The sequence below is a fragment of the Raskinella chloraquaticus (SeqCode) genome, from assembly GCF_021731865.1.
Lineage (GTDB): Bacteria > Pseudomonadota > Alphaproteobacteria > Rhizobiales > UBA4765 > Raskinella > Raskinella chloraquaticus.
Genome location: NZ_JAKFWN010000006.1, coordinates 12,331 through 30,315, shown reverse-complemented (window position 1 = coordinate 30,315; position 17,985 = coordinate 12,331). Strand labels below are relative to the sequence as shown.

Here is a 17,985-nt window from a genome sequence, read left to right as displayed (position 1 = left end):
TTGGTGCGGTCAAGAGGACTCGAACCTCCACGGGTCGCCCCGCTACCACCTCAAGGTAGTGCGTCTACCAATTCCGCCATGACCGCCCAAAAGGAGGCAGTGCGATAGCACCTCACCTTTCTTGAAACAAGCCCTAAGCTTCCATGCCCTTGATGTTGCGCAACATGCGGGTCAGCGCGACAGAAATCTTGCCGCCCTCGACCTGGACAGCGGCGCGCGCGATCGGCATGCCGTTGGCGTTGACCAGCACGTCCGAATCTTCCTTCGCTTCCAGTTCGATCACTGCGCCGCGACCCATGCGCAGCAGCTGGTGCACCGGCATATACGTGTGCCCGAGCACGACTTCCACCTCAACGCGGACGGGTTGCAATGTGTCATGGATCGACTGGTCTGACATGAAGCGGCGGTTCCGTTGCAAAGAGGGCAAAAAGCTGGCCTCGTTCACACTGGGTGTTTAGGATTAACGAATGGTTGACAGCGCCACCCTCAACAGACCGTTTTCCGTGCTCTGTGATCCAGCAACGATGATCGACTGGCTCATCGCCGACCGGCCCATCGCCTATGAAGACGCGGTCGCTTTCATGGAGGCCCGCGTTGCGGCGATCGCTGCCAGACAACAGCCCGAATGCGTCTGGCTCGTCGAACACCCCCCGCTTTATACCGCCGGCACGTCGGCAAAGCCTGATGATCTTCTCGACCAGCAACGCTTCCCCGTGCATGCCAGCGGGCGCGGCGGCCAATACACCTATCACGGGCCCGGTCAGCGGGTGGCCTATGTGATGCTCGATTTGCGCCGGCGCGGCGGCGATGTCCGCGCCTTTGTTACCGCTCTGGAGGAATGGCTGATCCGCACGCTATGGTCGTTTCATGTGCGCGGAACCCGCCACCAGGGCCGCGTCGGCATCTGGGTCGAACGGCCTGAGCGCGGGACAGGTCGCGAGGACAAGATCGCCGCCATCGGCATCAGAATTCGTCATTGGGTGAGTTTTCACGGCGTATCACTCAATGTCGATCCTGATCTGGACCATTTCACCAGTATCATTCCCTGCGGCATCAGCGATCAGGGAGTGACCAGCCTCTCTGATCTCGGGTTGACCACGAGCCTCGCCGATGTCGATATCGCGCTTCGCCAGAGCTTCGAGGCCCTGTTCGGCCCAACCAAACTGCATGCACATGAGAGACCAGTATGATGGCCGCCTCGCCGCTCCGCCTGCGCCGTCCTTCCGGCGCGCCGCCCCTTCTGATGGGAATTGTCAATGTGACGCCCGATTCCTTTTCCGATGGCGGACGCTTTTCCACCATTGACACCGCTATCTCCCAGGGAAGGAAATTGGCAGCTGACGGCGCCTCCATCATCGATATTGGCGGGGAATCGACGAGACCCGGCCATCGCCCCGTGGATGCGAATGTCGAGAAGGCACGCATTCTCCCGGTCATCGAGGCGTTAGCGGACCTGACTGTTCCACTCTCCGTCGACACCATGAAAGCAGGTGTGGCCGAGGCAGCTCTCCAGGCAGGCGCGCGCATCGTCAACGACGTCTGGGGGTTGCGTCACGATGAAGCCATGGCACCCGTCATCGCCGAGCATGGCGCCGGTCTGGTCATCATGCATAACCGTGAGGAATTGGCCGAGGATATCGATATCATCGAGGATGTGCGCGCCTTTCTCGCCCGCTCCATTGAACTGGCACTTTCGGCCGGAATCCGTCCTGAAAAGATCGCGCTTGATCCGGGCCTCGGCTTTGGCAAAACGCACAACCAGAATCTGCTCCTGATTGCTGAAATGAGCCGGCTGCAATCACTGGGCTTTCCTCTGCTCATCGGCCTGTCACGCAAATCCTTTATCGGCCGCATCGTTGATCGTCCGGTGGGCGAACGTGGCGCCGCCACGCTTGCTGCCAATCTTCTGGCCGCGCGCCTCGGCGCCGATATCCTTCGCGTTCACGATGTGGCAGAGACGCGCGATGGTCTTGCCGTCGAGACCGCTATTGGAGCATTCCGCCAGCGATGAAAGCCACCATCCTTATCAAGAACGCCGTTTTCTTCGCCCGCCATGGCGTTCATGCCGAAGAAGCGCGGCTGGGGCAGCGTTTCGAGGTTGATCTTGAGGTCGACGCCAATATCGACGCCAATGCCGAGCGCGACGACGTCACATTGTCGGTCGGCTATGACGCGCTGCACACCACGGTTGAAGCTATTGTCCGCACGCGGCGCTATTACCTCATCGAGGCGCTGGCCGACGCGATTCTGTCCACCGTTATCGCCGAATATCCACGAATCATGGAAGCCCGCATCGAGATCCGCAAGCCCGGCGCTCCCATTGATGGCGCCATCGATTATGCTGCGGTCCGTTTGACGCGCTCGCGCCATGGCTGAGGCCTATCTGGCGCTTGGCGCCAATCTAGGCGACCCGTTCGCGGCACTTGCTGACGCCCGCAACCGGCTCTCGCAATCGCAGGTAGCGATAACGAACGCCTCCGGCCTTTACCGCACGCCACCTTTTGGTCCTGTCGCGCAGCCTGCCTTCATCAATCAGTGCCTCAGCGTCGGGACAACACTGGAGCCGCATGCCCTCCTCGATCTGTGCCTCGATATCGAGCGCCAGATGGGACGTGAACGAGCCGAGCGCTGGGGACCGCGCCGTATCGATATCGACCTGCTCGCTTATGGCGACAGGGTGATAGCTGATGACCGGCTCACCCTGCCCCATCCCGGCATTCTCCACCGTGCTTTCGTGCTGGTGCCGCTGATGGATATTGCGCCCCGGCTGACAATTGCCGGCACGGCGATTGTTGATGCCCTCGCCCGTCTCGATCAATCAGGCATCGTCCAGATTGACACTGGCACAAGCCCATAACGCCGTGGTAACCCTTGACACGCCGCGCAAGCGGGATTTCAGCGGGAGAAAATCATGGGTTTGTTTAGTTTCGTCAAGGAAATCGGCCATAAGCTCGGCATCGGTACGGCATCAGCCGAAGAACTGAAAAAAGGCGCCGTCGACAGCGGGCTTGCCGCCGCCGGCAATCTCGACGTCAAGGTCGAAGGTGGCAAGGCCATCGTTTCCGGCCCGGTGAAGACACAGGAAGAGGCCGAGCGCATCATTCTGGCGCTGGGCAATACGGCCGGCATCGAATCGGTCGAGACCAATCTGGCGGTTGAACTCACGGCACCGGAATCAGTGATGTATACGGTGAAAAAGGGCGATACTCTGTGGAAGATCGCCGAAATGCATTACGGCAAGGGCCATGGCGCCAAATATACCGACATCGTCAAGGCGAATTCGCCGCCGGTGAAAAACCCTGACCTCATCCAGCCCGGCTGGGTGCTGCGCCTGCCGAAGTAACGCCGTTAATTGCTATAAATGCCCGCACAAAGCCATTTGTGCGGGCTTTTCTTTGCGCCAGCGGAGAACAGACTATTGTTTTCGGACGTCTCCAGCTCACAATGATCGGCCATGAGAGGGCATGCGGTCGTTCTCCAAACAACGAATATGCCATAATGATAAAAATAGCTTTTTGATATCGCATTGATATAATTGAATATTCATTTTGCTATCCGTAATTGTATTCATTTACGCCCCTCGCAGACCAGCCTAGGGTCAACTCCCGTTATAAGCGAGGAGGGACAATAATGTTCAAAATATCAAAAGCTTATGCATTGATCGCTGCGTGTGCGTTCGTCATTTCAGCCCCCGTGACGGCCTTTGCCGGCGAGTGTCCTGCAGGACAAAGAGTGATCGCCGGCCCACGAACGATTGAAGACAAGCCTGCCCACCTGCTGAAGCGCGAAACGCTCAGTGAAGTCAGCTTGAAGGGGTGGCGCGGCGTCGGTGATCTGATCTTGCGCACCCGGCGCCTGACCATTGGTCCGGGAGGACTTGTTCCGACCCATTATCATAATGATCGCCCTTCGATCGTCTACATCATCAAGGGCGAGATCGTCGAGCACAGCACCTTTTGCAATGTGCCGGTTCTTCATAAAGCGGGGGAATTTACGCCAGAATTCGGAAATTTCCACGGACATTGGTGGATCAATAATTCCACGACCGAGGAGGTTGTGCTGACCTCGTCCGATGTCATCCCGCCGGAACAACGCGACACCCCCGATCCGCAATAAGTCGTCCTGCAGCTTATGGCGGCAGCCTGGCGCAAACTGCGCCGGGTCAGCGCACCCTTCAACCCGGCCGGATCATGAATTGACCCCCGGCCGGGAACCGCCAGCGACAACCCGCCGAGTACCCCAGACGCCCCGATGCGCCAGCTTTTCATATCGCTCGCCGCGACCCTCGCTTGCATCGCTTTTGCATGCGCCTTGATCCGACCGGCACAGGCGACAGACTCGCAGGATATCCTTGCCGCCTATCAGCGCTTTGTCAGCGCGCAGAATGATCGTGACCTGACGCGCGTAAAGGCGGAATTCCTCGATACGCCGGATTTTCTCTGGGTCAGTGACGGGAAATCCATCTGGACCCGCGAGGCCGTTCTTGAGCGCATGTCACGCTTTCAACAACTTGAGGTCTGGCATGCCAATCCGCTGCTGAGCGAGGCCCGTATCGTCTCGCTAAGTCCCGACGTTGCCTATCTGCATATGCCGCTTGATCTGACCCTTGGCACCAAAGCGAGCCCAAGCATCACCCGGTTTCTCGTCAGCATCGTGTTCAAACGCATCGCCAGCGGGTGGAAAATCGCGGCGTTGTTTACAACATTGGATACGCCTTGACGTCCGCCTGCCGCGCGTTGCCCCTGCACTAAACCGCAGAAAAGCCTACGCAAACTCCATGATCACCGCATCCACCGCCAGCGTATCGCCGGCCTTGGCGAGCAGTTTTTTCACCGTGACATCACGTTCGGCGCGCAACTGGTTTTCCATCTTCATGGCTTCAACCACAGCCAGCACCTCGCCGGCCTTGACCTCCTGCCCTTCATGGACGGGCAGCGATTTGATCAGCCCCGGCATCGGGCAGAGCAGCGTCTTTGACTGGTCAGCTCCCGTCTTGACGGGCATGAGGGCGGCAAGCTCGGCCTCGCGCTGCGTGTAGACATAGGCCGTCACCGCCAGTCCCGCATGCGACAGATGCGTGCCGTTGAGCAGCGGGCGCACCTGGACGGCGAGCAATTGCCCGTCGATGGCGCCCTGCCACACCGCCTGCCCCGGCACCCAGGCGCTGCGCACCTGGATACTGTGGCGCACGGCGCCCGCCTCATCGCAAAAATCAATGGCCACATCGCGCCCGAGGCTCGCCACCGTCAGGTCGACCGCGACGCCGTCAACCAGCACCACACGGCGCGGCGGAAAAGCGTAGCCGCGCCCGCGCATCTGTCCGGAAATGCGCTTGCGCCGGTCATTGGACATGCCATCGATCATGGCGGCGACCGCAGCCAGCCGGTCGCGCTCATCGCCGCCGGGCGCGCGCGGCGCGAAGCCCGCTGGAAATTCTTCCTTGATGAAACCGGTCGACAGCCGCCCGTCGATGAAGCGCTCATGCTGCATGAGGGCGGACAGGAAGGGAATGTTATGCTGGATGCCGGCGATGGCAAACGCATCGAGCGCCCGGCCCTGCGCCGCGATCGCCTCTTTGCGGTTGTCGGCATGGGTGACGAGCTTGGCGATCATCGGGTCATAATAGATCGATATCTCGTCGCCCTCGCGCACGCCTGTATCATTGCGCACCGTGATGCCATCGCTCACCCCTTCGCGCGGCGGCTGATAGCGCGTGAGCCGGCCGATGGAGGGCAGGAAATTGCGATAAGGATCTTCGGCATAGATGCGCGATTCAACCGCCCAGCCCTTCAGCGTCACGCCGGTTGTGGCTTTTGAGCCTTTTTTCGGCAGCAGCTCCTTCGCCAGAGGCTCACCCGCCGCCACCCGGATCATCAATTCGACCAGATCAAGCCCGGTGACGAGTTCAGTGACCGGATGCTCGACCTGCAGGCGCGTGTTCATCTCCAGAAAATAGAACGACTTATCCTGACCGGCGACGAACTCGACCGTGCCGGCTGAATCGTAATTCACCGCCTTTGCGAGCGCTACCGCCTGCGCCCCCATGCTCTCGCGGGTCTGCGGATCAAGCAGCGGGGATGGCGCTTCCTCGATCACCTTCTGGTTGCGTCGCTGGATCGAACATTCGCGCTCGCCCAGATGGATAACATTGCCGTGCTTGTCGCCGATCACCTGAATTTCGATGTGGCGAGGATCGACAATGAATTTCTCGACGAACACCCGGTCATCGCCAAACGATGATTTCGCTTCCGACGATGCCAGCTGGAAGCCCTCGCGCACCTCTTTCGCGTCGTAGGCAATCCGCATGCCTTTTCCACCACCGCCCGCCGATGCCTTGATCATCACCGGATAGCCGATCTCATCGGAAATCCTGACCGCTTGTTCGCTGTCGGCAATCACCCCCAGATGGCCCGGAACCGTCGACACGCCGGCCTTGGCAGCCGCCTTTTTCGATTCGATCTTGTCGCCCATCGCTGCAATCGCATGCGGATTGGGCCCGATAAACGTGATGTTGGCGGCCTGGAGTGCCAGCGCGAAGGCTTCCCGCTCGGACAGAAACCCATAACCCGGATGGACGGCCTCGGCGCCTGAACGCCGGCAGGCGTCGATGATCTTGTCGATCATCAGATAGGATTGGGCTGCCTGCGGCGGACCGATATGGATAGCCTCATCCGCCATCTCGACATGGCGCGCCTCGCGGTCAGCGTCTGAATAAACGGCAACCGTTTTGATGCCAAGGCGCTGCGCGGTCTTGATAATGCGGCAGGCAATCTCGCCGCGATTGGCGATCAAAATCTTCTTGAACATCAAACCCCCGGCAACTGCCCAGACACCCCAACGACCGAGCACACTGAAAGGAAATGTTGCCCGCCGCAAGCCCGTCTAAAGCAGCACCAAGTCGTTTTTTCGATGATACCGGCTTGTACCGTCCGCCCCTGCGCCTAAGCTGTGCGGGAGGAATCCTGAACATGAACATCCGGCTGCTTGCCTCCGTTTTGATCGCCGTCTTCCTGCTGATGGCCGGAAATGGCCTGCTGGGCACGCTGTTGCCCATCAGCGCCGCCAGCGCCGGTTATTCGGCCGAGACGATAGGCCTCATCGGCTCCAGCTATTTCCTTGGCATGTTGGTGGGTACATGGATGGCGCCTGCCATTGTCGGGCGAGCCGGCTATATCCGCGCTTTTGCCGCCTATGCTGCCGTGGCGGCGGTCGCCACGCTGGCCTTTCCCATCGCGCCATGGCCGGCCGCCTGGGTTGTCTGCCGCGCCTTGATCGGCTTTTGCTTTGCCGGCCTTTTCTCGGTCAGCGATGGCTGGATCAATGCCAAGGCGACCAATGCCAATCGCGGTCGCATGCTCGCCATGTCCAATGTCGTGAATTTTTCAGGCAGCGCGCTTGGCCAGCAGCTTCTGCGTGCCGACGAGCCGCGCTCCTTTACCCTGTTCTCAGCGGTTGCCGGCCTGTTCATGGTCTCCCTGCTGCCGATGTCCTTCACCGCCGCTGAACCACCAAGCGCGCCCAAGCGCGGCAGGCTGGATATCAAAAGCCTCTACATGGCTTCCCCCGTGGGTGCGGTGGCGATGACCTTGGTGGGCTTTGTCAACGGCACCTTCTGGTCGCTTGCTGCCCTCTACATCGAGCGTCTTGGGCTCGGCACCGCCGTCGTTTCCAATTTCATGACGGCCATGATCATCGGCAGTGCGGTTGGCCCCTACCCCATCGCCAGGCTGTCTGACCGCATGGACAGACGGCTCGTCATCATCGCCACCGCCGCAAGTGCTGCTTTGTTTGAAATCGGATTGATCCTGTCCGGGGCTAAAGTCGCGCTTCTCTACCCGTTGGGCTTTCTTCTGGGGCTCGGCCTGCCGGTCCTTTACCCCCTCGTCGCGGCCCATACCAATGACCGCATCGGCAAGGAAGGCACGTTGACGGTTGCCTCCACCTTGCTGTTTCTCTATTGCACCGGCGCGATCACCGGTCCTTTGACCGCGTCGATCCTGATGGCGCGCTTTGGCGACATCATGCTGTTTGTCTACTGCGCCACCATTCACTCGGCAATCGTCGCCTACGTCGCCTGGCGCATGCTGCGCCGCCAGGCACCGACAGCGCGTGTCGAGGTTGACAAGACGATTGCCGAGGAAGCCGGAGGACGCCGGGCCGCGCCCTGACGATTGTTCGCCCGTGGCGTGATCAATCGAAGGTCGCAGACGTCCTGCCGGAATTTCGATTGTAAAACAGCGTCACGCGGGAGGTTTTGCAAAGATCGATACCGTTCCACACGGCCGTCGAATCATCGTCTTCGTAGACCACCTTCAGATCCCATATGCAGGCCTTGCCTGCATTGGCAAAGCGGATGGTCCGCGCCTCATCATCCTCAAGCGACTCATCGCCGATGACGTTTTCTTCCCAATCATTGGTCTTGATGGTCGAGATATAGACCTCACTGATTTCATAGCCGGTCTTGTTGATCAGCACGAAATCCTGACGGTTCTGCGCCTGAGCATTGATCTGCGCGGCCAGCATAAAGAGTCCAAGAAGAGAAAATTTTTTCACAGACATTCCTTTTCAATATGTTCAAGCGGAACGGGAATACCGACTACACCCCACAGAATCGAGCGATCGAGCCCTGAACCGTTTCACAGCGGCATGTTGTCATGGCGGCGCACCGGTAGCTCGACATGCTTGTGGCGCAGCATGGCGAGCGCGCGTGCCACCCGCCGCCTGGTGCCGTGCGGCGCGATCACTTCATCGATATAGCCGCGCTCGGCCGCCACGAAAGGCGACAGGAAGCGATCCTCATATTCCTTCGTTCGCGCCGCGATCTTGTCCTTGTCACCGATATCGGCGCGGAAGATGATCTCGACCGCCCCCTTCGCACCCATGACCGCGATCTGGGCCGATGGCCAGGCGTAATTGACGTCAGCACCGATATGTTTCGACGCCATCACGTCATAGGCCCCGCCATAAGCCTTGCGGGTGATGATGGTGATCAAAGGCACCGTTGCCTGGCTGAAGGCGAAGAGGAGCTTGGCGCCATGCTTGATGATGCCGCCATGTTCCTGTGCAGTGCCGGGCAGGAAGCCCGGCACATCGACGAAGGTGACGATGGGAATGAGGAAGGCGTTGCAAAAGCGCACGAAACGGGCGGCTTTGCGGCTTGCATCCGAGTCAAGCACGCCCGCCAGCACCATCGGCTGGTTGGCAACAACGCCAACCGTGCGCCCTTCGATACGCATGAAACCGACAACAATATTGCGCGCGAATGTCTCGCCGATCTCGAAGAAATCACCCTCATCCGCAACCTTGGTGATGAGCTCTTTCACGTCATAGGGCTTGTTGGGACTGTCGGGGATCAGCGTATCGAGTGACGCATCCTCGCGGTTCGCGTCATCGAAGCTCGGCCATTCCGGTACGCCTTCCTCGGCGTTGGCTGGAAGAAAATCAATCAGCCGGCGCAATTGCAGCAGCGCTTCGAGGTCGTTTTCATAGGTGCCGTCGGCGACGCTCGACTTCGAGGCATGCACCTTGGCCCCGCCCAGTTCCTCGGCACTCACGCTTTCATTGGTGACGGTCTTCACCACATCCGGTCCGGTGACAAACATGTAGCTCGTATCGCGGACCATGAAGATGAAATCGGTCATCGCCGGCGAATACACATCTCCCCCGGCGCAGGGGCCCATGATGAGCGAAATCTGTGGAATGACGCCCGATGACACGACATTGCGGCGGAACACTTCACCATAGCCGCCCAGCGCCGCCACGCCCTCCTGAATACGGGCGCCGCCGGCGTCAAAGAGGCCGATGATCGGTGCGCGCGCTTTGAGCGCCATATCCTGCACCTTGGTGATCTTCGCCGCGTGTGTCTCCGACAGCGAACCGCCAAACACCGTGAAATCCTTGGAAAAGACAAAAATTGTCCGCCCGTTGACCGTTCCCCAGCCAGTGACGACGCCATCGCCAGGGATCTTTTCCACCTTGTCCATACCGAAGTCGACGCAGCGATGCTCGACGAACATGTCGAATTCTTCAAACGAGCCTTCATCGAGCAGAAGCTCAATGCGCTCGCGCGCCGTCAGCTTGCCCCGCCCGTGCTGAGCATCGATGCGTTTGAGGCCACCGCCAAGCCGCGCTTTGTCACGGCGCTGATCGAGTTTTTCCAGAATGTCGCGCATCACTGCCCTCGCCTTTACGTCACCTGCGTCAGGCGCAGGGATGATTATCAAACATCCATGGCTCTAGGCCGGCGGTCAAGGCAGGAAGATATCGCCCGCCGCAAGGATATCGCGGGCACGATGGGCACGCACTGCCAGCGCCTCCTCATCAGCCCCCCATAATTCGCGGTTCCAGTCCTCATCGACGTGAGCGGCCTCGACGGCCTGTGCCGCCGAGAGCACGCCGCGCGCAACGCCAAGCGCGATGAGGGCTGATCCGCACAGCGTTGTCAGCGAATGAAGGGCAGCGAGTTCAAGCCCCTTGACGCCCCCGACTGCATCGCGGATCGCTGCAATCGTCGCATCGGATTGTGCCTTGAAGACGATGCCATTCTGGATGCTGAAGCGCGCAGCAAGATGCGCCTCGGCGAATGCCAGCACCGGATCCCACATCTGCGCCTGCCGGGCAACGAGGCGGGCAGGTTCTTCGGCCCGGTAGCAGACAAGGTCACTGCCCGCATATTTGACGATGTCGGCCCGCACCGCCACCGCATGGCCATCAATCGCGTCAATCGCCACATTGACGAGGCGGGTGACGGGCATGCTGGTGGCGTCGATCTCGCCGCCCTGCGCCTCCCATTCAGCCGCGACCCGAAGCGCCAATCGCTCCTTTTGCAGCATCAGGAGCGCGCCGCCCGGCGTTTTTGCCGGCTTGCCGTCAAGATGAATGGCATGGCCCGCCTCAACCGCAACGATGGTCACGCCCTTGTAGAAGCGCTTCGGGCGCGGCGCCCGCGTCAGCGGCGTTCGCGGGCGGGTGGCACTCTTTTGTTCATCCGACATGGCCATCGATCCACGCTATGACATCTTCGAAGGCATCGGCGATATGCTGGGCGCCGGCAGCACGCAAGGCCTCCGGGTGATGATAGCCCCAGGACACGCCAAGCGCGCCAGCACCCGCCGCCCGTGCCATGGCCATATCAAAACTGGTATCACCGATGACGATGGTCTCGCCCGGCGCCGCACCTGCCTCCGCCATCGCCGTCAGCACCATGCCGGGATGGGGCTTTGAGGGGTTTGTATCAGCCGTCTGAAGCGTCACAAAGTGCTCATGCCAGCCATAGTGATCGAGCAGATGGCGCACGCCACGCTGCGACTTGCCGGTGGCAAGCCCAAGCGCCACATCGCCGCGCGCTGCAAGGGCATCGATTGTCGCGCCGGCACCGGGAAAGAGCGGCGAATCCCACTCGCCGCTTGCCCGCAACTGGCCGAACACCTCACCGTAATGGGCAATCACCGGCTGCAAATCGACATCGACACCAAGAAGCTGGCGAAATGCCTGTGGTAGCGACAGGCCGACAATCGCCAGCCCCGCCTCGCGGCCGGGATGCGCCAGACCAAGATCGGCAAGCGTACGGCGCTGCGATTCAAGGATGATCGCCTGGCTGTCAATCAGCGTGCCATCGACATCGAAGAGGATGAGGTGCATCGGATGTCACTCTTCCGGTGCGTCATCGATCGGGTCATAGGCGTTCATGTCGAGCCCGAGAAGCTGCCAGCTGCGCACCATGTGCGGCGGCAGCGGGGCGCTGACATCGATCGTGCCATGCGTTGGATGCGGGATGACAAGGCGGCGCGCATGAAGATGCAGGCGCTTGTCGAGGCTGCGTGACAATTCGTAATTCTCGATGGCAAAATATTTCGGGTCGCCGACAATCGGATGGCCGATATGGGCCAGATGCACGCGCAGCTGGTGGGTGCGCCCGGTGACGGGTTTGAGCGACAGCCAGGAAAAGCGCTGCGCCGCCTGCTCGACAACGGCGTAGTAGGTGAGCGCGTGCTGGGATTGAGCATCGCCATGCTTGACCACGCGCATCTTGTCATCGCCCTGCTCGTCCTTGCCCTTGACGACATAGGTGGAGATGCGCCCCTGACGCGGCTTCGGCACACCAGGCACCAGCGCCCAGTAGAATTTCCGCGTCGTGCGCTGCTTGAAGGCACCCGTCAGCTTGACCGCCGCCGCACGCGTCTTGGCGATCAGCAACACGCCCGACGTATCGCGGTCGATGCGGTGGACAAGACGCGGCGTGCGTCCCTTCTTGTCGATGAGGGAGGCGAGCATGCGATCGACGTGCTGCGTCAGCCCCGATCCGCCCTGCACCGCCAGACCAGCCGGCTTGTTGATGACGAACACCTCGTCATCTTCGTAAAGCGTGATGGCAGCAAGAAACGCCCGGTCCTCGCTCACACTTCCCGGCCCGCGCGGCGCCTGCCCAGTCTGGGCGGCGACCGTAATCTGGCCGGCTGCAGTAGCAGCAGGGGGAATACGCACTTTCTGCCCGCTCGTGACGCGCGTTGCCGCCTCGACGCGCTTGCCGTCAAGGCGCACCTGACCGGTGCGCAGCAGCTTTTGCAGCTGGACATGTGAGAGAGCAGGAAAATGCGCCTTGAACCAGCGATCAAGCCGCATATCGCCTTCATCCGACGCGATGGTCAGCAGTGAGACCGCTGGTTGGGAGGGTTCCGTCATGGTCTGTGTGGTAGACGGGCGCGCGGGCGCCGGCAAGGGCACTCACACCGGAGCGCGCGTCAGCGCCAGCCCCAGCGCCACCCCGCCAATCGCCAGCACCAGCGAGGCCAGCACATAGAAGAGCGCCTCTGCGATGGCGCCTTTTTCCCACAACACGACCGCGTCAAGCGAAAAGGCGGAAAAGGTGGTGAAGCCACCCAGAAACCCGGTGACCAGCAGTACCCTCAGCTCCAGCGCCGCCTTCAGGTCAAGATAAGGGGTGATGAGGCCGGTAAAGAGGCCCATGACGAGGCCGCCAAGCGCGTTGACGGCAAGTGTGCCGTAAGGAAACGCGGTGCCGAGCCACGAGGCCGCCAGCAGATTGACGCCGTAGCGCGCCATCGACCCCAGACCACCACCGACAAACACCATGATCGCATAGCTCATTCACGCTTTTCCTTGCGCAACTTGGCCCAATAGCCGAGGCGTTTGGCAATCTCACGTTCAAAGCCGCGATCAGGCGGCGCATAATAGCTGCGAGTTGTCAGGGCATCGGGGAAATAATCCTGACCCGAAAACGCCTCGGGCGTGTCGTGATCATAGATATAGCCCGTTCCATAGCCTTCGGCCTTCGTGAGGGCTGTTGGCGCATTGAGAATGATCTTGGGCGGCGCCAGCGAGCCATTCGCCTTGGCCGCTTTCATCGCCGCCTTATAGGCCATATAGGCGGCATTCGATTTCGGCGCGGTCGCCAGATAAACAACCGTATTGGCAAGCGCCAGTTCGCCTTCCGGCGATCCGAGATAATCATACGCCTCCTTGGCGGCATTGGCGTGGACCAGCGCCTGCGGATCGGCCAGGCCGATATCCTCGATTGCCATGCGCACCAGCCGGCGTCCGAGATAGAGCGGGTCTTCGCCCGCATCGATCATGCGCGCAAACCAGTAAAGCGCGGCGTCAGGATCAGAGCCGCGCACTGATTTATGCAAGGCCGAGATCAGATCGTAATGCGCGTCGCGCGATTTGTCGTAACGTGGCGCCCGGCGCTGGAAAAAGCGCGCCAACTCATCCGCCGTTACAATGCTGTTGGCGGATGCCCCGCGCCAGACATCCTCGGCAAGTGTCAACAAGGAGCGGCCATCGCCATCGGCAAAGGAGATGAGAAGATCACGCGCCTCATCATCAAGCGGGAGGGCTTTACCTTCAAACGCCTCCGCCCGCTTCAGCAATTGCCGCAGCGCCTCCCCGTCCAGCGCATGGAAAACGAGCACGCGGGCGCGCGACAGCAATGCGGCGTTGAGCTCAAATGAGGGGTTTTCGGTGGTGGCGCCGACAAGAATGATCGTCCCGTCTTCCATGACGGGCAGAAAACTGTCCTGCTGCGCGCGATTGAAGCGATGAATTTCATCAACAAAAAGCAGCGTGTTGCGCCCCTGCAGGCGGCGCGCACGCGCCGCATCGAAGGCCTTCTTCAGATCAGAGACGCCAGTGTGAATGGCCGAAACCTGCTCGAATTCACAGCCGATCTCGCTGGCGAGCAAGCGGGCGAGCGTCGTCTTGCCGGTGCCTGGCGGCCCCCACAGGATAAGTGAGCCAAGCCCGCTGCCGGCAATGAGCCGTGAGAGCGCACCATCCGGGCCGATGACATGCGTCTGGCCGACAACCTCCGACAGGCGTTGCGGCCGCAGCCGGTCAGCAAGCGGTCGATACCCCGCTTTGTCGAGACCGGCTGCAGCAAACAGATCAGCCATGTCCCTCAGCCGCCAATCACCGTGGTCAGCGTCTGCCCGCTACGCTCGATTGTGATGCGCCAGGCGCGCACCCTGGCCGACAGGATTTGTGGCAACTGGCTGGTGCTGGTGATTTCCTGATTGTTGAGTGAGCGGATGATATCGCCAACCAGAAGCCCGACCCCGGCGGCGGCCGAACCTGGCTCGACCTCGCTGATGACAACCCCGGTCTGGTCCGGTTCAAGGCGCACCTCTTCTGCCAGCGCCGGCGACAGATTGGCAAATGTCGCGCCGGCAAACGGCCCGCGCTGAAGAGCCTTGTAGATATCGCGCGCCACGGTTTCGGGTGCTGCTTCAAGTGGCAGGCTGATCTTGACCCGTTCGCTCTTGCGCATCACATCAAGCACCGCCTTGCCGCCGACCGGACGGGTGGCGAAGCGGAAGCCGAAACTATCAGGATCATCGATGGCAAAGCCGTCGATGGCGAGGATGACGTCACTCACTTTGAGCCCGGCTTTGATCGCCGGCCCGTCCTTGCTGAGGCCGGTCACAATCGCGCCCGCCGGCTTGGCAAGGCCGAGCCCCTCGGCAATCTCCGCCGTCACCACTTGCAGGCGGGCGCCAAACCACGGGCGGCGCACGACGGCATGACCGCCACGCGCGCTGTCGATAACTATTTTCACCATCGTCACGGGAATGGCAAAGCCAATGCCGACCGAGCCGCCGGAGCGCGAATAGATCGCTGTGTTGATGCCGATGAGCTTGCCGTCGATATCAACCAGCGCACCGCCTGAATTACCCGGATTGATGGCAGCATCCGTTTGCACGAAAAACTGATAATCGCTCACACCGACCCTGGTGCGCGCCAGCGCCGAGACAATGCCGGACGTGACCGTCTGGCCGACCCCGAACGGGTTGCCCACCGCCAGCACCAGATCGCCGACTTCAAGTCTTTCAGAATCACCGATCTCGATGCTCGCCAGATCTTTTGGCGCATCCTTGAGGCGCAACACCGCCAGATCGGTCCGCGGGTCCCGCAGGACGATTTCGACATCGAACTCGCGACGATCGGCAAGCGAAACCTTCACCTCCGTCATCCCCTCGATGACGTGATTATTGGTGATGATCAGGCCGGCTCGATCGACGATAACGCCAGACCCCAGAGAGCGCGCCACCTCCTCGCGGCGTGGCTGTCCTGCCTGATCGCCAAAGAAACGGCGGAAAATCGGATCGTCGAAAAAGGCATTGCGGACCTGCTCGACACGCGCGCCATAGACGTTGACGACCGCCGGCGCCACCGTCTTGACGATGGGCGCGTAGGACAGGCGGATGGGCGTGCGGGTGTCCCTGGATTGAAGCTGCGCGACAGCAGGCATCACAACCAGCACCAACGCAACCGTACCGACAGCAAATGCAGTGAATATGCGAAACATGGGCGATCTCCTCAAACGCATCTTATCGCCAACAATGGGGCATGAGGATCAAATGTTGCCGGCGCCCACAAAAGAAAAAGGCGGCCTGCGCCGCCCTCCATCATCTCCACCGGCTGCTTGCCGCTCACGCCGCGACCGTCTCCGCCACCGGCTCCTTGGCGACGACCGGGCCGGAATCAAGCCCCTTGGCGGCAACATCGCGATCAACGAATTCGATGACCGCAACCGGCGCTGAATCGCCATAGCGGAAACCCGCCTTCATGATGCGCAGATAGCCGCCGGCGCGCGCCTTGTAGCGCGGGCCGATGACACCGAAGAGCTTGCGCACCTGGGCGTCATCACGCACCTGCGCCATTGCCTGGCGGCGGGCATGAAGATCGCCCCGCTTGGCGAGCGTCACCAGCTTTTCCACCACTGGCCGTAACTCCTTGGCCTTGGGCAGCGTGGTCATGATCTGCTCATGCTTGATGAGCGCGGCCGCCATATTGGCGAACATGGCGCGACGGTGCTGGCTTTTTACACCGAGTTTGCGATGGGCTTTCCCGTGACGCATGGTTCAGGCTTCCTGTTCTATAAAAACGCGCGCTCAGTACTGGTCTTCGTAGCGCTTGGCGAGGTCGTCGATGTTTTCCGGCGGCCAGTTGGTGACATCCATCCCGAGATGGAGACCCATCTGGGCCAGAACTTCCTTTATTTCATTCAAAGATTTGCGCCCGAAATTCGGCGTGCGCAGCATCTCCGCCTCGCTCTTCTGAATGAGATCGCCAATATAGACGATATTATCATTCTTCAGGCAGTTGGCCGAGCGCACCGACAATTCGAGCTCGTCGACCTTCTTGAGAAGCGCGGGATTGAACGGCAGTTCCGGAACCGCGTCCAGCGTCTGCTCTTTCTTGGGTTCCTCGAAATTGACGAAGACGCCAAGCTGGTCCTGCAGAATGCGCGCCGCATAGGCAAGCGAATCCTCGGGCGAAACCGCACCATTGGTTTCGATCGTCATCGTCAGCTTGTCGTAATCGAGGATCTGGCCCTCGCGGGTCGCCTCGACCCGATAATTCACCTTGCGGACCGGCGAATACAGGCTGTCGACGGGAATGAGCCCGATCGGCGCATCTTCCGGACGATTGCGATCAGCCGGCACATAGCCCTTGCCATTGTTGACCGTCAGTTCCATGCGGATTTCAGCACCCTCGTCGAGCGTGCAGATGATATGGTCGGGGTTCAGGACAGTCACGCCGGCAATGGTCGTGATATCACCGGCCTTGACGACGCCCCGCCCGCTCTTGCGCAGCACAACGCGTTTTGGCCCGTCACCCTCAACCCGCATGGCGAGTTCCTTGATGTTGAGGATGATGTCGGTCACATCCTCGCGCACCCCGGTGATCGACGAGAATTCGTGGAGCACGCCGTCAATCTGTACCGAGCTCACGGCCCCGCCCTGAAGCGATGACAGGAGGATGCGGCGCAGCGCATTGCCAAGCGTGACGCCAAAGCCGCGCTCAAGCGGCTCGGCGACGACAGTCGCCACGCGCTTTGGATCGGTACTTGGCTGCACCACAAGCTTGTTCGGCCTGATCAGCTCCTGCCAGTTCTTCTGGATCATTGGGCACCCTTTCATCGGAATTCATCGACCGGCGGCGGCCAATGACATCATTAGTCGCCTCGCACCACGCAGAACGAGCCTGCGCCGCGAGGTCAGTTCAGGCGCTCAGACGCGGCGCCGCTTGCGCGGACGGCAGCCATTATGCGGAATGGGCGTCACGTCGCGGATCGAGGTGACCGTGAACCCGGCGGTCTGCAAGGCGCGCAGCGCTGATTCACGGCCGGAACCCGGCCCGGAAACCTCAACTTCAAGCGTGCGCATGCCATGCTCGGCCGCTTTGCGCGCTGCATCCTCGCCCGCCAGCTGCGCAGCATAAGGGGTCGATTTGCGCGATCCCTTGAAACCCATCGTCCCGGCGGACGACCAGGAAATCGTATTTCCCTGCGCATCCGTAATCGTAATCATCGTATTGTTGAACGAGGCGTGGACATGGGCAACGCCCGACGCGATGTTCTTTTTTTCGCGACGGCGGATGCGGGTGCCTTCTTTTGCCATGGTCTAATTCCTTTCCAGCGCTCTTTCTGGCGACGGCGCTCAAGCGCCCGAGCGCGATAAAAGC

20 protein-coding genes, 1 tRNA gene and 1 pseudogene are annotated in these 17,985 nt (G+C 60.8%); 8 read left to right on the top strand and 14 right to left on the bottom strand.

The window, feature by feature from the left end; genetic code table 11:
* Nucleotide 1: 1 nt before the first annotated feature.
* Nucleotides 2-86: transfer RNA gene (locus ACINK1_RS03020), tRNA-Leu, on the bottom strand.
* A 47-nt stretch (nucleotides 87-133) separates the two neighbouring features.
* Complete coding sequence (locus tag ACINK1_RS03015; RefSeq protein ID WP_376802391.1) at nucleotides 134-445, bottom strand: FliM/FliN family flagellar motor switch protein; 312 nt, start codon at nucleotides 443-445, stop codon at nucleotides 134-136.
* Nucleotides 446-467: 22 nt separating this feature from the next.
* Between ACINK1_RS03015 and lipB the strand changes: the two genes are divergently transcribed.
* The 7 genes from lipB (at nucleotide 468) to ACINK1_RS02980 (ending at nucleotide 4,719) form a co-directional block, all read left to right on the top strand.
* Nucleotides 468-1,190, top strand: a complete 723-nt coding sequence (gene lipB, locus ACINK1_RS03010) for a lipoyl(octanoyl) transferase LipB (protein WP_376802390.1) — start codon at nucleotides 468-470, stop codon at nucleotides 1,188-1,190.
* Entirely contained in the window at nucleotides 1,187-2,011 is an 825-nt protein-coding gene (gene folP, locus ACINK1_RS03005) for a dihydropteroate synthase (protein WP_376802389.1), read from the top strand. Before lipB ends, folP begins: the two co-directional genes overlap by 4 nt.
* Nucleotides 2,008-2,376 (top strand): dihydroneopterin aldolase, encoded by a 369-nt coding sequence (gene folB / locus ACINK1_RS03000; RefSeq protein ID WP_376802388.1) that lies wholly within the window; start codon nucleotides 2,008-2,010, stop codon nucleotides 2,374-2,376. The genes folP and folB overlap by 4 nt, the downstream gene beginning before the upstream one ends.
* Nucleotides 2,369-2,857 carry a 2-amino-4-hydroxy-6-hydroxymethyldihydropteridine diphosphokinase gene (folK, locus tag ACINK1_RS02995; RefSeq protein ID WP_376802387.1) on the top strand — a complete coding sequence of 163 codons (489 nt, stop codon included), beginning with the start codon at nucleotides 2,369-2,371 and terminating at the stop codon, nucleotides 2,855-2,857. The genes folB and folK overlap by 8 nt, the downstream gene beginning before the upstream one ends.
* Before the next feature lie 54 nt (nucleotides 2,858-2,911).
* Nucleotides 2,912-3,343: a peptidoglycan-binding protein LysM gene (gene lysM / locus ACINK1_RS02990; RefSeq protein WP_376802386.1), complete on the top strand. Its 432-nt coding sequence runs from the start codon at nucleotides 2,912-2,914 to the stop codon at nucleotides 3,341-3,343.
* Between the two features lie 287 nt (nucleotides 3,344-3,630).
* Nucleotides 3,631-4,116, top strand: coding sequence for a cupin domain-containing protein (locus tag ACINK1_RS02985; protein ID WP_376802385.1), 486 nt, complete (start codon nucleotides 3,631-3,633; stop codon nucleotides 4,114-4,116).
* A gap of 195 nt (nucleotides 4,117-4,311) precedes the next feature.
* Complete coding sequence (locus tag ACINK1_RS02980) at nucleotides 4,312-4,719, top strand: nuclear transport factor 2 family protein (RefSeq protein WP_376802384.1); 408 nt, start codon at nucleotides 4,312-4,314, stop codon at nucleotides 4,717-4,719.
* Nucleotides 4,720-4,764: 45 nt separating this feature from the next.
* Here the strand turns inward: ACINK1_RS02980 and ACINK1_RS02975 are convergent, their stop codons facing one another.
* Nucleotides 4,765-6,807, bottom strand: a complete 2,043-nt coding sequence (locus tag ACINK1_RS02975) for an acetyl/propionyl/methylcrotonyl-CoA carboxylase subunit alpha (RefSeq protein ID WP_376802383.1) — start codon at nucleotides 6,805-6,807, stop codon at nucleotides 4,765-4,767.
* 161 nt (nucleotides 6,808-6,968) lie between these two features.
* Between ACINK1_RS02975 and ACINK1_RS02970 the strand changes: the two genes are divergently transcribed.
* Nucleotides 6,969-8,168 (top strand): MFS transporter, encoded by a 1,200-nt coding sequence (locus ACINK1_RS02970; RefSeq protein ID WP_376802382.1) that lies wholly within the window; start codon nucleotides 6,969-6,971, stop codon nucleotides 8,166-8,168.
* Nucleotides 8,169-8,190: 22 nt separating this feature from the next.
* Here ACINK1_RS02970 and ACINK1_RS02965 read toward each other — a convergent pair whose 3' ends face one another.
* The 11 genes and pseudogenes from ACINK1_RS02965 to rpsK form a co-directional block, all read right to left on the bottom strand.
* Nucleotides 8,191-8,553 carry a hypothetical protein gene (locus ACINK1_RS02965; RefSeq protein WP_376802381.1) on the bottom strand — a complete coding sequence of 121 codons (363 nt, stop codon included), beginning with the start codon at nucleotides 8,551-8,553 and terminating at the stop codon, nucleotides 8,191-8,193.
* A gap of 83 nt (nucleotides 8,554-8,636) precedes the next feature.
* Nucleotides 8,637-10,172, bottom strand: coding sequence for an acyl-CoA carboxylase subunit beta (locus ACINK1_RS02960; RefSeq protein WP_376802380.1), 1,536 nt, complete (start codon nucleotides 10,170-10,172; stop codon nucleotides 8,637-8,639).
* A 414-nt stretch (nucleotides 10,173-10,586) separates the two neighbouring features.
* A pseudogene (locus tag ACINK1_RS02955) lies at nucleotides 10,587-10,994 on the bottom strand (ATP12 family protein); the annotation flags it as partial.
* Nucleotides 10,984-11,640 (bottom strand): HAD-IA family hydrolase, encoded by a 657-nt coding sequence (locus tag ACINK1_RS02950; RefSeq protein WP_376802379.1) that lies wholly within the window; start codon nucleotides 11,638-11,640, stop codon nucleotides 10,984-10,986. The pseudogene ACINK1_RS02955 and the gene ACINK1_RS02950, both read right to left, overlap by 11 nt.
* 6 nt (nucleotides 11,641-11,646) lie before the next feature.
* Nucleotides 11,647-12,681, bottom strand: a complete 1,035-nt coding sequence (locus ACINK1_RS02945; RefSeq protein ID WP_376802378.1) for an RluA family pseudouridine synthase — start codon at nucleotides 12,679-12,681, stop codon at nucleotides 11,647-11,649.
* A 42-nt stretch (nucleotides 12,682-12,723) separates the two neighbouring features.
* On the bottom strand, nucleotides 12,724-13,107 hold the full coding sequence (crcB, locus tag ACINK1_RS02940; protein WP_376802377.1) for a fluoride efflux transporter CrcB: 384 nt from the start codon (nucleotides 13,105-13,107) through the stop codon (nucleotides 12,724-12,726).
* Nucleotides 13,104-14,411 (bottom strand): replication-associated recombination protein A, encoded by a 1,308-nt coding sequence (locus ACINK1_RS02935; RefSeq protein WP_376802376.1) that lies wholly within the window; start codon nucleotides 14,409-14,411, stop codon nucleotides 13,104-13,106. The genes crcB and ACINK1_RS02935 overlap by 4 nt, the downstream gene beginning before the upstream one ends.
* Nucleotides 14,412-14,416: 5 nt before the next feature.
* Complete coding sequence (locus tag ACINK1_RS02930) at nucleotides 14,417-15,823, bottom strand: Do family serine endopeptidase (protein ID WP_376802375.1); 1,407 nt, start codon at nucleotides 15,821-15,823, stop codon at nucleotides 14,417-14,419.
* Nucleotides 15,824-15,947: 124 nt separating this feature from the next.
* Nucleotides 15,948-16,376 (bottom strand): 50S ribosomal protein L17, encoded by a 429-nt coding sequence (gene rplQ / locus ACINK1_RS02925; protein WP_376802374.1) that lies wholly within the window; start codon nucleotides 16,374-16,376, stop codon nucleotides 15,948-15,950.
* 33 nt (nucleotides 16,377-16,409) lie between these two features.
* Nucleotides 16,410-17,441 (bottom strand): DNA-directed RNA polymerase subunit alpha, encoded by a 1,032-nt coding sequence (locus ACINK1_RS02920; protein ID WP_376803824.1) that lies wholly within the window; start codon nucleotides 17,439-17,441, stop codon nucleotides 16,410-16,412.
* Nucleotides 17,442-17,531: 90 nt separating this feature from the next.
* Nucleotides 17,532-17,921 carry a 30S ribosomal protein S11 gene (gene rpsK / locus ACINK1_RS02915; RefSeq protein ID WP_376802372.1) on the bottom strand — a complete coding sequence of 130 codons (390 nt, stop codon included), beginning with the start codon at nucleotides 17,919-17,921 and terminating at the stop codon, nucleotides 17,532-17,534.
* Nucleotides 17,922-17,985 lie beyond the last annotated feature (64 nt).

What these genes read in the sequence shown, in the direction of transcription:
- lipB (WP_376802390.1), top strand. Translation starts at nt 468, where the DNA reads ATGGTTGACAGCGCCACCCTCAACAGACCGTTTTCCGTGCTCTGTGAT.
- folP (WP_376802389.1), top strand. Translation starts at nt 1,187, where the DNA reads ATGATGGCCGCCTCGCCGCTCCGCCTGCGCCGTCCTTCCGGCGCGCCG.
- folB (WP_376802388.1), top strand. Translation starts at nt 2,008, where the DNA reads ATGAAAGCCACCATCCTTATCAAGAACGCCGTTTTCTTCGCCCGCCAT.
- folK (WP_376802387.1), top strand. Translation starts at nt 2,369, where the DNA reads ATGGCTGAGGCCTATCTGGCGCTTGGCGCCAATCTAGGCGACCCGTTC.
- lysM (WP_376802386.1), top strand. Translation starts at nt 2,912, where the DNA reads ATGGGTTTGTTTAGTTTCGTCAAGGAAATCGGCCATAAGCTCGGCATC.
- ACINK1_RS02985 (WP_376802385.1), top strand. Translation starts at nt 3,631, where the DNA reads ATGTTCAAAATATCAAAAGCTTATGCATTGATCGCTGCGTGTGCGTTC.
- ACINK1_RS02975 (WP_376802383.1), bottom strand. Translation starts at nt 6,807, where the DNA reads ATGTTCAAGAAGATTTTGATCGCCAATCGCGGCGAGATTGCCTGCCGC.
- ACINK1_RS02970 (WP_376802382.1), top strand. Translation starts at nt 6,969, where the DNA reads ATGAACATCCGGCTGCTTGCCTCCGTTTTGATCGCCGTCTTCCTGCTG.
- ACINK1_RS02960 (WP_376802380.1), bottom strand. Translation starts at nt 10,172, where the DNA reads ATGCGCGACATTCTGGAAAAACTCGATCAGCGCCGTGACAAAGCGCGG.
- ACINK1_RS02950 (WP_376802379.1), bottom strand. Translation starts at nt 11,640, where the DNA reads ATGCACCTCATCCTCTTCGATGTCGATGGCACGCTGATTGACAGCCAG.
- ACINK1_RS02945 (WP_376802378.1), bottom strand. Translation starts at nt 12,681, where the DNA reads ATGACGGAACCCTCCCAACCAGCGGTCTCACTGCTGACCATCGCGTCG.
- crcB (WP_376802377.1), bottom strand. Translation starts at nt 13,107, where the DNA reads ATGAGCTATGCGATCATGGTGTTTGTCGGTGGTGGTCTGGGGTCGATG.
- ACINK1_RS02935 (WP_376802376.1), bottom strand. Translation starts at nt 14,411, where the DNA reads ATGGCTGATCTGTTTGCTGCAGCCGGTCTCGACAAAGCGGGGTATCGA.
- ACINK1_RS02930 (WP_376802375.1), bottom strand. Translation starts at nt 15,823, where the DNA reads ATGTTTCGCATATTCACTGCATTTGCTGTCGGTACGGTTGCGTTGGTG.
- rplQ (WP_376802374.1), bottom strand. Translation starts at nt 16,376, where the DNA reads ATGCGTCACGGGAAAGCCCATCGCAAACTCGGTGTAAAAAGCCAGCAC.
- ACINK1_RS02920 (WP_376803824.1), bottom strand. Translation starts at nt 17,441, where the DNA reads ATGAAAGGGTGCCCAATGATCCAGAAGAACTGGCAGGAGCTGATCAGG.
- rpsK (WP_376802372.1), bottom strand. Translation starts at nt 17,921, where the DNA reads ATGGCAAAAGAAGGCACCCGCATCCGCCGTCGCGAAAAAAAGAACATC.